The following is a 17734-nucleotide window of genomic DNA, read 5'->3' as shown; positions in this document are numbered from 1 at the left end:
GGAAAGATCGACTACTCTGGGCCAGCGGGAGCAAGCCATGACCAAGGAACGCCTCTATCTCTATGACACGACCCTGCGTGACGGGCAACAGACGCAGGGTGTGCAGTTCTCGACGGCGGAGAAAGTGCAGATCGCGCAGGCTTTAGACACGCTAGGGGTGGACTATATCGAAGGCGGTTGGCCCGGTGCGAACCCCACGGACAGCGCGTTTTTCGAGGTCGCTCCGAAGACCTCTGCCCGGTTGACAGCCTTCGGCATGACCAAACGCTCCGGACGGTCGGCCGAGAACGACGATGTCCTGGCGGCCGTTATGAACGCCGGGACGCAGGCTGTCTGTTTAGTGGGTAAATCCCATGACTACCACGTGACCCATGCGCTTGGCATTTCGCTGGAGGAGAATCTCGAGAACGTCCGCGCCTCTGTTGCGCATCTTGTGGCGCGGGGGCGTGAGGCGCTGTTCGATGCGGAGCATTTCTTTGACGGCTACAAGGACAACCCGACCTATGCGACCGAGGTGTGCCGGGCCGCTTTGGACGCCGGCGCGCGTTGGGTAGTTTTGTGTGACACGAATGGCGGTGCTTTGCCCTCCGAAGTCGGGCGCATTGTGTCCGAGTTGATCGCCGCAGGTCTGCCTGGGGATCGGCTGGGTATTCACACCCATAACGACACGGAAAACGCCGTGGCGTGTTCACTGGCGGCTGTCGACGCAGGCGCGCGCCAGATTCAGGGAACTCTGAACGGGTTGGGAGAGCGCTGTGGCAATGCCAATCTGACCGCTCTGATCCCGACATTGCTGTTGAAGGAGCCTTATGCCTCAGGGTTCGAGATCGGTGTCGATCCGAAGGCTCTGGCCGGTTTGACGCGGGTGAGCAGGATGTTGGACGATATCCTGAACCGGGTGCCGAGCAAGCAAGCGGCTTACGTAGGGGCCTCGGCTTTTGCGCACAAGGCGGGGCTTCATGCGAGTGCGATTCTCAAGGACCCATCGACCTACGAACATATCGACCCGGCGACGGTAGGGAACACGCGGATCATCCCGATGTCGAACCAGGCCGGGCAATCGAACCTGCTCAAACGGCTGACCGACGCAGGCCTGATGGTTGAAAAGGGCGATCCCGCCCTTGGCCGTATCCTCGACCGGATCAAACAGCGCGAGGCTGAGGGGTATTCCTACGATACCGCTCAGGCGAGTTTTGAGCTGCTGGCGCGTGATGAGCTGGGGCAGATGCCCGAGTTCTTTGAGGTCAAACGCTACAAGGTCACCGTTGAACGCCGCAAGAACAAATACAACAAAATGGTCAGCCTGTCCGAGGCCGTGGTTGTGGTGAAAGTGGACGGTGAAAAGAAGCTCTCGGTCAGTGAATCAGTGGATGATCAAGGCAGCGACCGAGGTCCGGTGAACGCGCTCTCCAAGGCGCTGGCAAAGGACCTGGGGCAGTATTCGCAGGTGCTGTCGGATATGCGTCTGGTCGATTTCAAGGTGCGGATCACCCAAGGCGGGACCGAGGCAGTCACGCGCGTCATCATCGACAGCGAAGACGGGCAGGGGCGGCATTGGTCGACCGTAGGTGTAAGTGCCAACATAGTCGACGCCTCGTTCGAAGCGCTGCTGGAGGCGATCCAGTGGAAACTGGTCCGCGATAGTGTGCATCGGAAAGCGGCGGCCGAGTGACCGCCGTCTTTGACGAAGACGTAAAGGCTTGTGCGGCCCTTGTGCAAAAGGCCGATCCGGACCGATTTCTTGCCGCCATGGCCTCGCCCGTCGAAGCGCGGGCCGTTCTGTTTCCGATTTATGCGCTGAATGCCGAAATCGCGCGCGCACCGTGGGTTACGCAAGAGACGATGATTGCCGAAATGCGCTTGCAATGGTGGCGCGACGCTTTGCAAGAGATTGCCGAAGGGCAACAGGTGCGGCGGCATGAGGTGGTGACCCCTCTGTCCAGGGTGTTGTCGCCACATCTGGCCGGTTTGCTGGATGAATACGTGGCTGTCAGGCGGTGGGATATCTACCGCGATCCGTTCGAAGATACCGAGCATTTCGAGAATTACATCGATCAAAGCGCTGGCACATTGATGGTAGTAGCTGCGCAATCTCTCGGGGCAGCGGATGAGGGCGTTTTGCGCGATTTCGGCTACGCAGTCGGTGTGACAAACTGGTTTCGGGCCATTCCGGAGTTGGAGGCCCGAGGGCGGATTCCCTTGCTCGACGGCACTGAAGACGGAGTACGCGCGTTGGCAGACACTGCGTTGAGGCGGTTGAAGTCCGCGCGCAGCAGGCGATCTGAGGTTTCCCGCGCCGCTCGCCCGGCGCTTTATGCCGGATGGCAGGCCGAGTGGGCTTTGCGGAAGATTCTGGCCAATCCCGCACGGGTCGCACGCGGGGATCTGGCGCAGGGGGAACTCGGGCGCAGGATCTCTCTGATTTGGACGGCCAGCACGGGCCGTTGGTGATCAGGCGGTGTCCGGCTCGGCCGGGCGCATGACCAGCCACAACAGTGCGCCTCCGGCCAATGTGAGCAGGGGAACCATGGCAAGGTTCACAGCCGTCCATCCCTCGACCGGGGACCCACCTGAACAGTTCATCAACCCGCCCGAGGCCAGCGAGGCAAAGGTCACGCCGCCAAACACCAGAAGGTCGTTCATACCCTGCATCCGGCCACGCTCGCTGACGTCATGAGAGTCGGCCAACATCGAGGTCGCGCCGATGAAGCCGAAATTCCAGCCGATTCCCAGCAGGATCAGCGCGACGAAAAAGTTGCCAAGCTCCACCCCTTGAAGGGCGACAACGCCTGCGGCGCCGAGAATGGCAAGGCCGAGCGCTACGATCTTTTCAACGCCGAAACGGGCGATCAGGTGGCCGGTGAAAAAGCTGGGAATATACATGGCAAGCACGTGGCCGGTCACTACATCTGCGGCATCATTGGCCGTGTATCCGCACCCGACCACAGCCAAAGGGGTCGAGGTCATCACCAGGTTCATCAGAGCGTAGGACACCATGGCGCAAATGATGGCGACGGCGATCCGAGGAGTCTTCAACATCTCGATTCTTGACCGGCCTTTTGGGCTGTCTTCGCTCGCGCGAGGGGGTGTGGGGATGTCCAGAAAGAAGAACAGCGCTGAGCCTATAACGTTGATGCCGATCACGGCCAGATAGGTGCCCAGAAACGGAATGACATAGGCCGTTGAGGTCAGTTTAACGATCTGCGGGCCAATAATGGCAGCCGCTAGTCCGCCCGCCATCACATAGGAAATAGCTTTGGGCCGAAACGCGTCGGATGCGGTGTCCGCCGCCGCAAAACGGTAGAACCCGTGTGCGCTCATGTAGATACCGGTCAGCAGGCTGCCGATCAGGAAGATCGGGAAAGAGCCCAGATACAGACCATATGCTCCGATCAAACCGCCAAGCGCACCGGCGGTTGTTCCGACCAGAAACCCGGCGCGACGGCCCCAGCGTTGCATGATCGCAGAGATAGGCGTTGCCGCCAGCATCGATCCCAAAACGATCAGCGAAATGGGCAGCGTCGCAAGGCAGGCGTTTGTGGCCAGCGATTGCCCGGCCAGCCCTCCGACAATGAACATCATCGGCATTTGCGCGCCCAGAACAGCTTGTGCTGCCACTAGTACGGCAACATTGCGCTTGGCCTGATAGTCGTTCGGAGTCTCTGAAATCACAGTCATGACGCCATGCGTATCGGCGATCTGCGGCTTGCACAAGCGGGTTGCATACGCGGCAAAGGGCCCTAACGTGCAAGTGACCCAAAACACCGGAGCGCACATGTCCGTCGGACGCATCATCGAAACCAACGCCTGTGTGTCCGAAGGGGCCGAGTGGCTTGCCCAATCCTGTCCGCGTATGGCCTATGCGATGGAACAGACGGGGCCTCTGCCTCTACGTCGCAAACCGGATGGTTTTGCGCAGTTGTTGAGCGCAATCGTCAGTCAACAGGTCAGCGTGGCCTCGGCCAATGCGATCTGGAAACGGATGCAGGACGCGAAACTGACCGGCCCGCGCAAGATCATGTGGGCGACTGATGAGGATTTGCGGGCCGTCGGGCTAAGCCGACAGAAGATCCGCTATGCCCGCGCTCTGGCCGAAGCACGTATTGATTACAAGGCGTTACGCGACGCGCCTGATGCAGAGGTCATCTCGACCCTGACCGAGGTGTCCGGCATCGGTGTCTGGACCGCCGAGATTTACGCCATGTTTTCGCTGGGCCGCGCCGACGTGATCGCTCCGGGCGATCTGGCCCTGCAAGAGGCCGCGCGCGTTCTCTACGATCTACCCAAACGTCCAACGGACAAAGATCTGCGGCAGATGGCCGAGGCATGGTCGCCCTGGCGGTCGGTTGCGGCGCGGGTTTTGTGGGCCTATTACCGGGTGGCCAAGCAAAGAGAAGGGATCAGATGACACGGGTTTTGAACGCGCTCAGGAAAGAGCCGGTTTCGGGCGACACACGCTCGGTCGTGGTGTTCGTACACGGCTATGGGGCGAACGGGGCCGATCTGTTGGGCCTTGCCGACCCACTGGGCGAGCATTTGCCCGATACGTTGTTCGTAGCCCCCGATGCGCCGGAACAAATCCCCGGAATGCCAAACGGGTTTCAGTGGTTCCCGATCCCGTGGATCGACGGATCGTCCGAGGAAGAGTCCCGACGCGGCATGGAGATGGCAAGCGACGACTTCAACGCCTTTCTCGACGCGCTTATGGTGGACGAAGACGTGCTGCCTGAGCAGGTCGTACTGTTCGGGTTCAGCCAAGGCACAATGATGAGCCTGCACGTAGCGCCGCGGCGTGAGGATCCGGTGGCGGGGATCGTCGCCTTTTCGGGTCGTTTGCTGGAGCCTGATTTGTTGCCGGATGAAACTGTCAGCCGGATGCCGATCCTGTTGGTCCATGGTGATGCCGATGACGTGGTGCCTCCGCAGTCTTTGCCTGAGGCGGCAGAGGCCCTGCAAGCGGCGGATTTCAAAGAAATCTACGCCCATGTCATGAAAGGCACCGGCCACGGCATCGCGCCTGATGGCCTGAGCGTTGCGCTGGCCTTCATGCGCGACAAGTTGAGCCTGTAGTCATGATTGCGGTTCGCCCCATGATGCCCGAGGATGTGGCCGACGCCTGCCGCATCCTAAACGATATCATCGCCGCAGGTGGGACAACCGCACATGAAATTCCGTTTTCGGAGGCGTTGTTCGCACAGAGCTATCTGACCGGGGCCGACAAGATTTGCTGCCATGTCGCTTTGGACGACCAAGGCGCGGTGGCCGGGTTTCAGTGGCTGGGTACTCATGATGCACTGCCCGAAGATTGTGCGGATATTGCCACCTTTACCCGGCGCGATCCTCCGTTGCGTGGTGCAGGGCGTGCGTTGTTTCAAGAAACCTCGAAAATTGCGGCGGCCGTGGGGTTCAATGCGATCAACGCCACCATACGAGCGGACAATTCGCCGGGCCTTGGCTACTACGGAAAAATGGGGTTCGTAGACTATTCTGTGGACTATGGCCGCCCACTGCGGGATGGCACACCGGTCAATCGAATTTCGAAACGCTTTGATCTTGGAAAGGGCAGCGCATGTTGATTGTCACCGGAACCGTCGAAGTCTCGGCCGATCATGTGGAAAAGGCGGCTGAGGCTGCAAGGGTGATGGTTGCAGAAACGGTGAAAGAGCCGGGCTTTCTGATCTATGAGTTCAGCCAGGTTCTGGGCCATGCGAACCTCTTCCGGGTTTATGAAGAATGGCAGGATCAGGCGTCGCTGGAGGCGCATTTCACCACCCCACATATGGCTACATTCCAAGCCGTATTGGCTGAGGCTGGGGTGATCTCAAGCAAGATCTATCGCGTTGTGGGTGGTGAAAAGCAGCCCTTGCGCTGACGGTTTCAGGCCCAAAGGTGCCCTTCGGCAAATTCGACTGAGTTGCCAGAAGGATCGCGCACGTAAAGGGACCGCGCGCCGTTTGGCCAATCGAACTCGGCATCCAGGGGGATGTTCCAATCCAGAAGATGCTTTCGCATTGCAGCCATCTCATCCCGCGTCAGGACGAGGCACACATGCCCTGGCCCAAGCGCGCCGTGCGGAGGGACAGGCAGGTCTGGGTTCAGCGGTGGCTGTTGGGTCTTTTCAGGATTGAAGATCAGCAGAACAGAGGCTCCGACCCGATAAAACACGTGGCGGTCCTCAATGCGCTGTATCTTTTCCAGCCCCAGAACCTCACCGTAGAACCGTTCGGCGGCGTCCAGATCATCGACATAAAGCGCCGCTTCCAAGATGGCAGAGGGGGCCGGTATCTCGGGTGTCACCTTCATGCGGTTCAGTTTAGCCCGGCGCGTGTGGTCTGTCACCGTCGGGGGCGTCGATCCCGTTTGCGCTGTGCCGTGGCCTGAATCTGCGGTAACGGTAGGCTGTCCCACTGGCCCGTCTTGAGCCCTTCAAGCGTCCAGTCTCCGATGCGACAGCGGATCAGGCGCAGGGTCGGCAGGCCAACCGCCGCTGTCATGCGGCGCACCTGCCGGTTCTTGCCCTCGCGAATCGTCAGCTCGATCCAGCTGTCCGGCACAGTCTTTCGTTCGCGGATTGGAGGGGTGCGAGGCCATAGGTCTTCGGGCTCATCAATTTCTCGCACCTTGGCGGGGCGGGTCAGGCCATCCTTCAACTCGACCCCGTCGCGCAGGGCCTTAAGGGCCGCCATATCCGGCTCGCCCTCGACCTGTACCCAATAGGTTTTGGCCATCTTGTGCTTGGGGTCTGATATCTGCGCCTGCAGCTTGCCATTGTCGGTCAGCAACATCAGTCCTTCGCTGTCACGGTCCAATCGGCCGGCGGGATAGACGCCGGGCAGATCGATGAAATCCGACAGGGTGCTGCGCGGCGACTCGGCGTTTGCGCGGTCGGTGAACTGCGGCAGCACGTCAAAGGGTTTGTTGAATCGAATGAACCAGCTCATACCTCCGCCATAGCCTGCAAAACACGCTGCGTGCAACCTGTGGATAACTGTCATCTGTCTGTTACGGATTCGGCTTACCCAGTCTGCGACATATTGTAGAAACTCAGGGCTTGTCAGAGTTTTAACACGATATATAGTTATCTTAAGACCGGAGCGGGTGCTCTCCGCTCTGGTGTCACAAACGGGCAGCTGAGAGCGAGGAGCGATTCTGTGATGGACGGAGACTTCAGGACCGATTTTGTAAGAGAACCGGGTATGCTCAAACAGCATCCGGCCTTGGTTTTGAATGCCGATTACCGCCCTTTATCCTACTATCCCTTGTCTCTGTGGCCGTGGCAGGAGGCGGTAAAGGCGGCCTGGTTGGACAGGGTCGATATCGTGGCTGAATATGACGAAGTGGTCCGCAGCCCGAGCACCGAGATCCGAATACCGTCGGTGGTTGTCCTAAAAGACTATGTAAAACCCAGAAAGCGCGTGGCCTTCACGCGCTTTAATTTATTTCTGAGGGACGAATTCCGCTGCCAGTATTGCGGAAGCCGCGACAACCTGACCTTTGACCACGTGGTGCCGCGTGCCGCCGGAGGGGTAACGAGTTGGCAGAACGTGGTTGCCGCGTGCAGCCCGTGCAACCTGCGCAAAGGCTCCAAGTCGCTACGCCAGGCAGGCATGAACCTGCGCAAACCGCCGCGTCAGCCCGATGCAGAGGCATTGCGCAACATCGGACGGAAATTCCCGCCGAACCACTTGCATGACAGCTGGATCGACTTTCTCTACTGGGATGCGGAACTGGACGAGGCTTAAGCCTTCGCCCGCCACGCGGCCAGCCAGAGCAGAACAAGAACCGCAGAAAGGGCTGCGTTCCAGCCGGCCATGGACAGGCCGAACATTTCCCACGGAATCTCATCGCAGCGCACCAGCGGGGCGGCCATGATCTGGTTCATCAGCTCTTCTGCCGACAACCCTCCGATATCGCCCGAGGTGCAGGTTGAGGGGCCTTCCCACCATCCTTGCTCGACACCCGCGTGAAAGAAGCCAATTCCGGCTGTGATCATCGCTGCCAAAGCTCCAATCAGCGGTAGCGGCTTGAGTTTTGGCAGCATCAAGGCCAAAGCGCCGATCACGACCGCAGCAACATGGGGATAGCGTTGCCAGATGCACATTTTGCAGGGTGCGAGACCGCCAATATGCTGAAATCCCCAAGCGCCCAACAACAGGGCCGCCGACCCTCCGGCTGCGAGGATCACGTAAGTCGATCGATTTGTCATAGGTATTTGACCGCCAGAAACCCACCAAACAGCAGGATGATGAACAGGGTGAACATAAGCCCGAGGCGCTTTTCGATGAAGTCCCGGATTGGCTCTCCGAACTTCCACAAAAGGCCCGCCACAAGGAAGAATCGCAGCGCGCGCGCCAGAATGGATGTTGCGATGAATGTGCCCAGCGGCATGCCGGTCCAGCCGGACATGATGGTGATCACCTTGTAGGGGAAGGGGGTCACACCGGCCGCCAGCACGGCCCAGAAGCCGAAATCGTTGAAGCGGGTGTTGAACTCTTCCATCGCGTCGGCCTTGCCCATTGACTCGAGAATGGGTTGTCCGATGCTTTCATAGGCAAAGGCGCCAATCGCATAGCCCAGCATGCCGCCCAGGACCGAGGCCACCAAGGCCACGCCTGCAATCAGCCACGCCTTCGAGGGGCGCGCCAGAATCATCGGGATCATCAGAACATCAGGCGGAATCGGAAAGAACGAGCTTTCGATAAAGGCCACGACAGCAAGCGCCCATAGGGCATGAGGGTGCTCGGCCAGCCGAATGGTCCAGTCATACAGGGATCGAAGCATCACACTCTCACAGTCGCGTCTTGGGTCGTGACAGGCAAACCACGGGTGTGCGGAAGGGTCAACTGCCGCGCGGCCAACAATCGACGGGGCAGTGTGTTTTTGCCTCTGGACCTTCCCAGTCAGGGGCGCTAATCCAATGTCCGTGGCCCAAGTGGCGGAATGGTAGACGCAGGGGATTCAAAATCCCCCGGTAGTGATACCGTGCCGGTTCGAGTCCGGCCTTGGGTACCAAAGTAAAAACAGAGGGTTAGGAGAACCTGCTCTCTGTTTTTTCTTTTTCAGGTGATATCTTGCTACGCATGTGCACCCTTATTGGGCATTTAACCCGCGATCCTCTGAATAAAACGGTTTTATCTCGCTGCGGGTAAAATGGCTTAGAAGCCGCCGCTCGATGGGGAAAGATTTGAAAACAACCTCATATCTGATGCGAGAGGCGTTCTGTTGAAGGGCTGGCCTTGACTTTCAGCGTATCTGAATGAAACCTCGGACCTGTTGGGAGATATCGGAAAATCTATACAGCTGGCCCTGTTGCAATGCGGATTGATCTGACCTATCGGCACAATCCCCAATGCGGGTCCCGAAAGGGAGGCGTCAGCCTTTTCCCGCCCAAGTCATAATAATGGGAGTTCTTAAATGAAAAACAGCAGCAAGCTTAGCCTCGGCGCGTTTGTGACCGCTGCAATGATGGCACCTGCCGCCTATGCGGAAGAGTTCATCACCATCGGCACAGGTGGCGTAACCGGCGTGTACTATCCCACCGGTGGTGCGATCTGCCGTCTGGTCAACAAAGGCCGCAAGGAACACGGCGTACGTTGCTCGGTCGAATCGACCGGCGGCTCGGTCTACAACATCAACACCATCCGCGAGGGTGAGCTGGAGTTTGGTGTGGCCCAGTCCGACTGGCAGTACCACGCATATAACGGCACATCGAAATTCGAAGAGGCCGGCCCCTTCGAAAATCTGCGCGCCGTATTCTCGGTACACCCCGAGCCCTTCACCGTTGTGGCCCGCGCCGATTCCGGCATCGCCAGCTTTGAAGACCTCAAAGGTAAGCGCGTCAACATCGGTAATCCCGGTTCCGGTCAGCGCGGCACCATGGACGTTGTTCTGGAAGCCATGGGCTGGACTCTGGATGACTTCGAACTGGCATCCGAGCTGAAAGCGGCCGAGCAGTCGGCAGCTCTGTGCGACAACCAGATCGACGCGATGATCTACACTGTTGGTCACCCGTCGGGTTCGATCCAGGAAGCGACCACCGCATGTGATTCCGTTCTGGTGAACGTCACTGGCGACGCGATTGACGGCCTGATCGACGGCAACTCGTACTACCGTACTGCGACCATTCCGGGTGGCATGTATCGTGGCTCGGACGGTGACACCACCACCTTTGGTGTTGGCGCAACCTTCGTGACTTCGGCAGATGTGTCGGAAGATGCTGTGTATGCAGTTGTCAGCTCGGTTTTCGAGAACTTCGACGATTTCAAAAAGCTGCACCCTGCATTTGCAAACCTGAAGCCGGAAGAGATGATCGCGGACGGCCTGTCGGCTCCGCTGCATCCGGGCGCTGAAAAGTACTACAAAGAAAAAGGCTGGGTTCAGTAAACCAGACCTGAAGCAGGGTGCCCAAGGGCGCCCTGCAACTCAAGCCCGGATCGAACGGGCAAAAATAAGGCCAAAAAGGCCACATGACGGGGAGACATTTATATGAGTTCCGACACGCAATCCAACCGACCGCTATCCGAAGAAGAGCTGCAGGAGCTTGTAGCCTCCTCCGATGCCGGCGGTCGTAACCCGGTCGGTAGTGTCGGGGTATTTCTGGCGATTGTCGCCGCGCTTTGGTCAGTGTTTCAGGTCGTTTTGGCCTCTCCAGTATCAAACGTCGTTTTGCCCGGCAGCGTGGTCAACAACTCGCGCCAGATCCACTTGGCCTTTGCGATGTTCTTGGCTTTTGCGGCCTATCCGGCGCTGAAATCCAGTCCTCGGAACTATATCCCCGTGCAGGACTGGATCATGGGCCTGCTGGGCGCGTTTGTGGCGCTTTACGGCTATTTCTTCTACGACAAGATCGTGAACGCGGGCGGTCTGGCGGACGACACCGATAAATGGGTCGCGCTGGGTGGGTTGCTGCTACTGTTCGAGGCCGCGCGTCGTGCGCTAGGCCCGGCCATGGCGATTATTGCGACGATCTTCTTAGCCTATGTCTTCTTCGGCTCGTCCGAATGGGTGCCTGAGGTGATCCGCTGGAAAGGCGCGAGCCTGAAAAAGGCCATGAGCCACATGTGGATAACGTCCGAGGGCGTGTTCGGTATCGCGCTTGGAGTCTCGACGAAATTCGTCTTCCTGTTCGTGCTATTCGGGGCATTGCTCGATAAGGCCGGGGCAGGGAATTACTTTATCAAGATGGCCTTCGGCGCCCTCGGCCACCTGCGTGGTGGCCCGGCCAAGGCGGCCGTTGTGGGGTCTGCGGCGACCGGTCTGATCTCTGGCTCGTCGATTGCCAACGTTGTGACCACCGGTACTTTCACCATTCCGCTGATGAAGCGCGTCGGCTTCTCCAGTGAGCAGGCGGGCTCGGTCGAGGTCGCCTCATCCGTGAACGGCCAGATCATGCCGCCCGTCATGGGGGCCGCGGCCTTCCTGATGGTGGAATATGTGGGTATTTCCTATGTTGAGGTCATCACCCATGCCTTCCTGCCGGCGGCGATCTCTTACATCGCGCTAGTCTACATCGTGCATCTGGAAGCCGTGAAGCGGAACATGCCGACACTGGGCAACCGTGAGGTTCACCTCGCGCGGACCGTGGTCGGGATGCTGTCCTTCTTCATCGTCTTTGCTGGTCTGTGCTACGGCTCGCAATACCCGGTCGAAGCGGTCACCAGCATGGTGCCAACCGCCGCTGGCATGGTGCTGAGCCTGATCGTCTGTGCGGTCTATGTGGCGCTGCTGTATCTGGCTGCGCAGGTCCCCGACCTTGAGCCGGATGATCCCAACGCCAAAGAGGTTGAGCTGCCGGTCATCGCCGACATCTACAAGGCGGGTCTGCACTATCTGCTGCCGATCATCGTGCTCGTCTACTTCCTGATGATCGAGCAGAAATCGCCGGGGCTGTCTGCCTTCTGGGCAACGGCGCTGCTGTTTGTGATCCTGCTGACGCAGAAACCGCTCAAGGCGATCTTCCGGGGAGAGAGCGAGGTCTACAACCGCTTCATCGACGGTGTTGCCGACCTCTGGCAGGGCCTGATCGACGGTGCGCGCAACATGATCGGGATCGCCTTGGCCACGGCCACAGCGGGCGTGATCGTGGGCACCGTGACGCTGACCGGTGTGGGCCAGGTGATGGCCGATCTGGTCGAGTTCCTGTCGGGCGGCAACCTGATCCTGATGCTTGTGATGGTTGGTATCCTCAGCCTGATCCTCGGTATGGGCCTGCCGACCACAGCGAACTACATCGTCGTCAGCTCTCTGATGGCGGGTGTGGTTGTTGAACTGGGCGCGCAGAGCGGGCTGATCGTGCCGCTGATCGCCGTGCATCTGTTCGTGTTCTACTTCGGGATCATGGCGGACGTGACGCCTCCGGTCGGGTTGGCGAGCTTTGCGGCTGCGGCCGTGTCCGGCGGTGATGCGATCCGTACTGGTTTCACGGCCTTTTTCTACAGCCTTCGCACCGTCGCGCTGCCGTTTGTGTTTATCTTCAACACAGACCTGCTGCTGATCGACGTGACATGGGTCGAAGGGATTACCGTCGCCATATTCGCTACGATTGCGATTTTGGTCTTCACGGCGGGTACCATGGGTTATTTCCTGACTCACAACCGCATCTACGAAAGCGTTGCTCTGATCGCGGTGGCTTTTGCCCTGTTCCGGCCAGACTTCTTCATGGACCGGATATCGCCACCCTTTAGCACGGTCGAGCCAGCCGCCTTCGTGGAAACCATCGGAGAAACGCCTCCGGGCACCGAGGTCCGCGTTGTTGTAAGCGGTCCTGACTTCGACACGCTCGAGATGACGGACACTACCGTTGTCGTGACTGTCGGCGATGAAGAGGGCGGTGCCGCGCGCGTTGACGCCATGGGTCTGCTGTTGTTGGAAGAGGACGGACTGGTCAAGCTCGAAGAGCCTCTGTTCGGTTCGCCTGTCGCGGATGAGTTGGGCATTTTCGACTATTACGGCGATGACGCGGTGCGTCTGAGCTCTGTCAGCCTGCCGTCCGGCCAGCCTCCGAAACAGCTGATCTATATCCCGGCGATGCTCTTGTTGGGCTTGATCGCCTTCCTGCAACGCGGCCGGGCCGCCAGACAAGAAGAGGTGGCGGCATGACACAATCGGTTCTCTGCGCCGTAGATATCAGCAATGGTGATCTTGACAGCCCTGTATTGCAGAAAGCGGCCGCACTGGCGAATATGGACGGCGCACAACTAGATGTGGTGACGGTCCTGCCGGACTATGGTGAAAGCTGGGTCTCGGGGTTCTTCGAGGCCGACCACCACGAGAAGGCGTTGGAACAGGCACAGGCTGAGTTGACCGAGCTATGCGTGGCGACCTTGGGAGCTGAGCGCAATGCCTCTGTCCGGCATGTCGTGGCCACTGGGACCGCCTATCAGGAGATCCTGAAAACGGCGGAAAGCGCGGGGTCGGACTTGATCGTAATCGGGGCGCACAAGCCGGACCTGAAAGACTATCTTCTGGGGCCGAATGCCGCCCGTGTGGTGCGGCACGCAAACGTCTCAGTCTACGTCGTGCGGTAGATCAGTATCCGGTCATCTCCAGATAGCCGCGCCCGGCGTGGCTGCCTGAGACGGTGACCGGGCCTTCCCAGTACTCAAATCGTGTTCCCATCCACGCATCGGGGATCAAGGCTGCGACCTCAACATCCAAGTCATAATCCGGCAGTGCGACGTTCCAGCGTATCGGTACGTCGCGCCCGGCGACCGGCGCGGTTTCAAGCGGCGTGAAGGAGGCGGACCCGTCGGGCAACGCCCGCGTGCTGCCATCCGCATTGATCCAAGTGGCCGCCGTATAGTCCTGTCGATCGCCGCGCAAGCGAAATGCCATTAGATTCTCGCCGGTGTCAAAGCTGAGCGAGAACCAATCCCATCCGCTTTGATCCTCGGCCAGCGGCTGCGAGGACCACTCGCGATCCAACCATGCCTGGCCGGTGACCGTGACGTCCCGGTCCGGCAGGTGCAACGTGCCTTCCACAGCGTAGAACGGTTGTGAATAGTAGTAGCTTGCCTGACCGTCCGCGGATTTTACCGAATAGCCATCGTCCCCATGAAAAACCAAAGGCCCTTGCGCGCTCAGCGATAGGTCATAGCCAAAATCCGCGCCATGGGCCGTCAAGGACAGAGTATTGAAGTCCGGACCACTCATCCGCCATTCGTCGATCCAGGCCGCAAACGGTTGCGCCGTGACACCGGCCTGTCCAACACCACCGCGCGACAGGCGTTCCGCAAAGAAGTGGCGTTCGGGTGTGGTGACTGCGGCATGGCCCATCCAAATCTGAGGGCTCTGCCAGCCTTCGGTTTCAAAGGGTTTCAGGGCTGATCGGAACAAGGTCCATTGAATGCCATAGTCTTTCCCGTCATCGCCCTTCAGGTTGGCCGTCAAGTACCACCACTCGATCCGATACGCGGGATGAGGGCCATGATCTGCTGGGAACTCGAACGTGTAACCGCGCTGAGGGACTTCGAACCCTTCTGCGGAACCCCCAAGCCCGGCATAGCCTTGGGCCATCGCGCCAAAGGGGAGTAGAAGCAGCAGGGCTATCAAGAGGGCCTTAGCGTTCATTGGCAAATACTCTCAGCAAGTCGGCGGGTGGCAGCCGTAGCAGACGCAGGGCGGGCAGGGCGGCCGCGGCCAGCGCGGCAACTAGGGTCAGCAGGAAGAGAACCAGCCAGTCCCATAGGAAGACAAACATCGGCAGCCGCCAACCGAAGGCTTCAACATTGATCACGGCCAGCAGCACCCAGGCAAGGATCAGCCCAAGCGGAAGCGCAAGGCAAGCCGTCATCGCGGCCAGGATGGCGCTACGCGAAAGCTCTAGCCGCGCCAACTGCGCACGGTCTAGTCCAAGCGCCCAAACCGGAGCGATCTGGGGCAGTCGCTGCGTCCAGAGCGTCAGGAGGCTGGTGAGGATGGCAAACCCGGCAACCCCAAGCGTCAGGACATTGAGGGCCGAAGTTACCACAAAGGTCTTCTCGAAAATCGCGCGGGATTGCGCCTTCATCGCAGCCTGCTGGACGACGGCCTGTGGCGCAAGACCGAACCGCTCGCGCAGGGTTTGCGCCAACTCGGTTGCGCGGTTTGGGCCGAGGCGAATGCCGAACCGGCGCGCCTCTTGTCCCGGTGCGATTTGTTCCAGTTGCGCCATCGAAACGATCGCTTGCCCAGTCGGGTTGCCATAGTCCGAGTAAACCCCTGCGACTGGCAATTGGTGGTTTGGGCCAAGGCGCAGCACGTCACCGGGCCAAAGATCGGCGCGTCTTGCAAGCTGTTCGTTTATCAAAACCGCATCACCCGACATGACCCGATCCCAACTATCATCTGCGCGCGCGATCAATGGCCAATACTGGCGGTAGGTCGGGTCGTCGACCACGCCATACAGGAACAACGGCCCGGTTTCATGCGCCAGTTCCACGTTGCGGATGGGGAGGATTGCGGTGACTTGCGGCTCTAGCCACTGGGCGATCTCACGCCCCTGTTGGTCGCTTTCGGCCGTCAGGTAAAGCTCGGATGTCAGTCGTTGATCCAACCAACCGACAAAGGTGAGGCGGAAGCTTGAGACCATCGTTCCCACGCCGATATTCGCCGCCAAGGCCAGCAGCAGCGCCATCAGGGCGAGCGACAGACCAGGCAGTTGCGCGCGCATGTCGGCCCAGACCCATTGCGCGACCGGGCCGCGGGCACGACTGGCGCAGAGGCTTAACGCAACAGACAGGCTGAGCGGCAACAGCAACGCCGCCCCCGTCAACAGGCCCGCCAATAGTGCGAAACCGCCGAGGAGGCCTCCGACCGTGGTGTAAGCGAGGCCCCCGAAGACAAGCAGCGCCAAGCCGCAGTAGGCCGCTAGCCGTTGGCCTTGCCCGCTGCCGCGCCAGGCTTGCAGTCCGGGGCCCGCCAACAGTGGCATGCGTGACAGGCGCCAAAGGGCTTGTGCGCTGGCGATCAGAGTGCCTCCGAGCGCCATTCCTAATCCGGCCAACGCCCATGTGGGTTGGAGGGTCAATTGCCCGGTAACAGGTGCGCCGTAGAGGCCGCGCAATGTGGCGGCCACATCTGGTAAAAGCGCTCCGGCGAGGAAGAAGCCCAGGATCAGGCCGATGATGCCTCCGATCAGGGCCAGCAGGGTAAGTTCAGCCAAGATCAACCAGACCAGCCGCCGCATTGAGACACCGAGTGCCCGCAGCGTTCGGATCATGCCACGACGCTGCGCGAAGGCCAGACCGACTGTGCCGTTGACGATGAACAGGCCCACGGCAAAGGCAAGCATTCCAAACGCGGTCAGGTTCAGGTGGAAACTATCGGTCAGCTGCGCAGTATCGACTTGTGAGGCGGGGCTGACCCGCTCCAACTCGGGCGCGATTTCCGACAGTGGAGGGACCGAGCGAGGTTGGTTCGGTAGAACCACAAGGCGAGAGATCTGGCCGGGCGCGTCCAGCAAGGTTTCGGCGACTCCAATGTCGGTCAAGATGACGTCGGGTGGAAGTTCGGTCGTGATCAAGACCGGCGGCAGATCGTCTTGTGCTTGCAATAGGGTGGCCAACTCAGCAGAGGCCAGCAAGCGGCCCGGGGCCGTCAGGATATCAGCGGGATCGGTCTCTGCCTCAGTCTCAGTGATCGCAGGTAGGGCCGGATAGGCGACCATGTCGACGCCTAACATGCGCAGCGTTCGGCCGTGGATGCGATAGGGCCCTTCGAGAACCGCTGCGACCTGCCACCCAGCGCGGCGCAGGTCGGCATAGCGGGCCAAAGGGATTACCCCGGAAGGGTCGCGCAGCTCATCAAATTGACCCAAGGCAAGCTGCGCATTGGCACGGGCGTAGCTGGCGCGGGCCTCAGCATTGATCGCCTGAACCGCCGACCAAAGCCCTGTTGCCAGCGCGATCCCAATCAGCAGCGTTGCAAGCTGCAACCAATGGCTTCGCCAATGAGATAACAGCGCCTGTATTATAGCTGCCGTCATTGAATGCGTCCGCCTGCTAGGTGAACTCTGCGATCCAGTTGGCCTGCGATGTCTTGCGAATGTGTCACGAGCAGCAGCGCGGCACCTGTTTCAGCCACGAGGGACAGCATCAGATCCAGAACGGCCGCGCTGGCGGTTTCATCCAGATTGCCCGTTGGCTCATCCGCAAGTAGCAGCTTCGGCCTAACGGCCATTGCGCGCCCAATGGCGACGCGCTGTTGTTGACCGCCGGACAGACGCTCGGGGAAGCGGGACAGAAGATCGCTCAGGCCGAGGCGATCTGCCAGATGCGCCTCCCACTCTGGGTCGTGACACCCGGCCAGTCGCGCGTGGAAGGACAGGTTCTGGGCGACCGTCAGCGATGGGATCAGGTTGAACTGCTGAAACACCAGTGAGACGTGTTTCCGCCGCAACCCGGCGCGCCCGGAGTCATCCAGACCCGACAGAGCAATACCGTCCAACGTGATCTCTCCGGCGTCGAAATGATCCAGCGCGGCCGAGAGGTTCAGCAAGGTGGATTTGCCACTGCCGCTTTCACCGGTCAGCGCCAGGGTCTGGCCGTGGTCCAGCGACAGCGAAACATCCTGCAGCACAGGCCGTCCACCGGGATAGGTCTTGTGAACATGTTCAATCGACAACAGCATGATCCGCCTCGCTTTTTGTCCTAGATGTGCAACTGTTTGATCCGCTGTCCAGTGCCGACAGGGTCTTGATACGTGACATCGGCCTGTGCCCTTGTGCTTGCGGGCCGCAAAGGTCATGCTGAGACGA

Annotated in this window: 18 protein-coding genes and 1 tRNA gene; 11 read left to right on the top strand and 8 right to left on the bottom strand. The window is 59.9% G+C overall.

Annotation, left to right across the window (positions count from 1 at the left end; genetic code table 11):
• Positions 1–37 precede the first annotated feature (37 nt).
• Positions 38–1672 (top strand): citramalate synthase, encoded by a 1635-nt coding sequence (gene cimA, locus ACR0NO_RS01885; protein ID WP_480722779.1) that lies wholly within the window; start codon positions 38–40, stop codon positions 1670–1672.
• Entirely contained in the window at positions 1669–2451 is a 783-nt protein-coding gene (locus tag ACR0NO_RS01880) for a squalene/phytoene synthase family protein (RefSeq protein ID WP_170665180.1), read from the top strand. Before cimA ends, ACR0NO_RS01880 begins: the two co-directional genes overlap by 4 nt.
• On the opposite strand, the gene ACR0NO_RS01875 is transcribed toward ACR0NO_RS01880, so the two are convergent.
• Positions 2452–3678 (bottom strand): MFS transporter, encoded by a 1227-nt coding sequence (locus ACR0NO_RS01875; protein ID WP_480722778.1) that lies wholly within the window; start codon positions 3676–3678, stop codon positions 2452–2454.
• 97 nt (positions 3679–3775) lie between these two features.
• Here ACR0NO_RS01875 and ACR0NO_RS01870 point away from each other — a divergent pair, with 97 nt between their 5' ends.
• The 4 genes from ACR0NO_RS01870 to ACR0NO_RS01855 are packed head-to-tail and all read left to right on the top strand — an operon-like array spanning position 3776 to position 5872.
• Entirely contained in the window at positions 3776–4408 is a 633-nt protein-coding gene (locus ACR0NO_RS01870) for a DNA-3-methyladenine glycosylase family protein (protein WP_480722777.1), read from the top strand.
• The gene (locus ACR0NO_RS01865) at positions 4405–5070 is read left to right on the top strand and encodes an alpha/beta hydrolase (protein ID WP_475216125.1); all 666 of its coding nucleotides are present in this window, start codon (positions 4405–4407) and stop codon (positions 5068–5070) included. The genes ACR0NO_RS01870 and ACR0NO_RS01865 overlap by 4 nt, the downstream gene beginning before the upstream one ends.
• Before the next feature lie 2 nt (positions 5071–5072).
• Complete coding sequence (locus ACR0NO_RS01860; protein ID WP_480722776.1) at positions 5073–5576, top strand: N-acetyltransferase family protein; 504 nt, start codon at positions 5073–5075, stop codon at positions 5574–5576.
• Positions 5570–5872 (top strand): putative quinol monooxygenase, encoded by a 303-nt coding sequence (locus ACR0NO_RS01855; protein ID WP_480722775.1) that lies wholly within the window; start codon positions 5570–5572, stop codon positions 5870–5872. Before ACR0NO_RS01860 ends, ACR0NO_RS01855 begins: the two co-directional genes overlap by 7 nt.
• A 5-nt stretch (positions 5873–5877) precedes the next feature.
• On the opposite strand, the gene ACR0NO_RS01850 is transcribed toward ACR0NO_RS01855, so the two are convergent.
• Both ACR0NO_RS01850 and ACR0NO_RS01845 read right to left on the bottom strand, forming a co-directional pair.
• Positions 5878–6303 (bottom strand): VOC family protein, encoded by a 426-nt coding sequence (locus ACR0NO_RS01850; protein ID WP_170676145.1) that lies wholly within the window; start codon positions 6301–6303, stop codon positions 5878–5880.
• 32 nt (positions 6304–6335) lie between these two features.
• Complete coding sequence (locus tag ACR0NO_RS01845; RefSeq protein WP_480722774.1) at positions 6336–6941, bottom strand: rRNA large subunit pseudouridine synthase E; 606 nt, start codon at positions 6939–6941, stop codon at positions 6336–6338.
• 213 nt (positions 6942–7154) lie between these two features.
• Here ACR0NO_RS01845 and ACR0NO_RS01840 point away from each other — a divergent pair, with 213 nt between their 5' ends.
• Positions 7155–7742, top strand: a complete 588-nt coding sequence (locus ACR0NO_RS01840; protein ID WP_170458136.1) for an HNH endonuclease — start codon at positions 7155–7157, stop codon at positions 7740–7742.
• On the opposite strand, the gene ACR0NO_RS01835 is transcribed toward ACR0NO_RS01840, so the two are convergent.
• The gene (locus ACR0NO_RS01835; protein WP_480722773.1) at positions 7739–8206 is read right to left on the bottom strand and encodes a disulfide bond formation protein B; all 468 of its coding nucleotides are present in this window, start codon (positions 8204–8206) and stop codon (positions 7739–7741) included. The two genes, ACR0NO_RS01840 and ACR0NO_RS01835, sit on opposite strands and share 4 nt — an antisense overlap.
• A complete protein-coding gene (locus ACR0NO_RS01830) occupies positions 8203–8781 on the bottom strand; it encodes a YqaA family protein (protein WP_170373645.1) in 579 nt (192 codons plus the stop codon). Before ACR0NO_RS01830 ends, ACR0NO_RS01835 begins: the two co-directional genes overlap by 4 nt.
• A gap of 145 nt (positions 8782–8926) precedes the next feature.
• On the opposite strand from ACR0NO_RS01830, the gene ACR0NO_RS01825 reads away from it, so the two are divergent.
• The 4 genes from ACR0NO_RS01825 (at position 8927) to ACR0NO_RS01810 (ending at position 13526) form a co-directional block, all read left to right on the top strand.
• Positions 8927–9012, top strand: a tRNA-Leu gene (locus tag ACR0NO_RS01825).
• A gap of 402 nt (positions 9013–9414) precedes the next feature.
• Positions 9415–10383: a TAXI family TRAP transporter solute-binding subunit gene (locus ACR0NO_RS01820; protein ID WP_170373646.1), complete on the top strand. Its 969-nt coding sequence runs from the start codon at positions 9415–9417 to the stop codon at positions 10381–10383.
• Between the two features lie 102 nt (positions 10384–10485).
• Entirely contained in the window at positions 10486–13098 is a 2613-nt protein-coding gene (locus ACR0NO_RS01815) for a TRAP transporter permease (protein ID WP_480722772.1), read from the top strand.
• Entirely contained in the window at positions 13095–13526 is a 432-nt protein-coding gene (locus tag ACR0NO_RS01810; protein ID WP_170665170.1) for a universal stress protein, read from the top strand. The genes ACR0NO_RS01815 and ACR0NO_RS01810 overlap by 4 nt, the downstream gene beginning before the upstream one ends.
• Before the next feature lies 1 nt (position 13527).
• Here the strand turns inward: ACR0NO_RS01810 and ACR0NO_RS01805 are convergent, their stop codons facing one another.
• The 3 genes from ACR0NO_RS01805 to ACR0NO_RS01795 are packed head-to-tail and all read right to left on the bottom strand — an operon-like array spanning position 13528 to position 17607.
• Entirely contained in the window at positions 13528–14568 is a 1041-nt protein-coding gene (locus ACR0NO_RS01805) for a lipocalin-like domain-containing protein (RefSeq protein WP_480670787.1), read from the bottom strand.
• On the bottom strand, positions 14558–16963 hold the full coding sequence (locus ACR0NO_RS01800) for an FtsX-like permease family protein (protein WP_480722771.1): 2406 nt from the start codon (positions 16961–16963) through the stop codon (positions 14558–14560). Before ACR0NO_RS01800 ends, ACR0NO_RS01805 begins: the two co-directional genes overlap by 11 nt.
• The gene (locus tag ACR0NO_RS01795) at positions 16960–17607 is read right to left on the bottom strand and encodes an ABC transporter ATP-binding protein (protein WP_480722770.1); all 648 of its coding nucleotides are present in this window, start codon (positions 17605–17607) and stop codon (positions 16960–16962) included. The genes ACR0NO_RS01800 and ACR0NO_RS01795 overlap by 4 nt, the downstream gene beginning before the upstream one ends.
• Between the last annotated feature and the right edge of the window lie 127 nt (positions 17608–17734).

The organism is Ruegeria sp. CL3, from assembly GCF_056536505.1.
The sequence above is the reverse complement of the archived record's forward strand: the minus strand, read 5'-3'. Positions and strand labels throughout refer to the sequence as shown.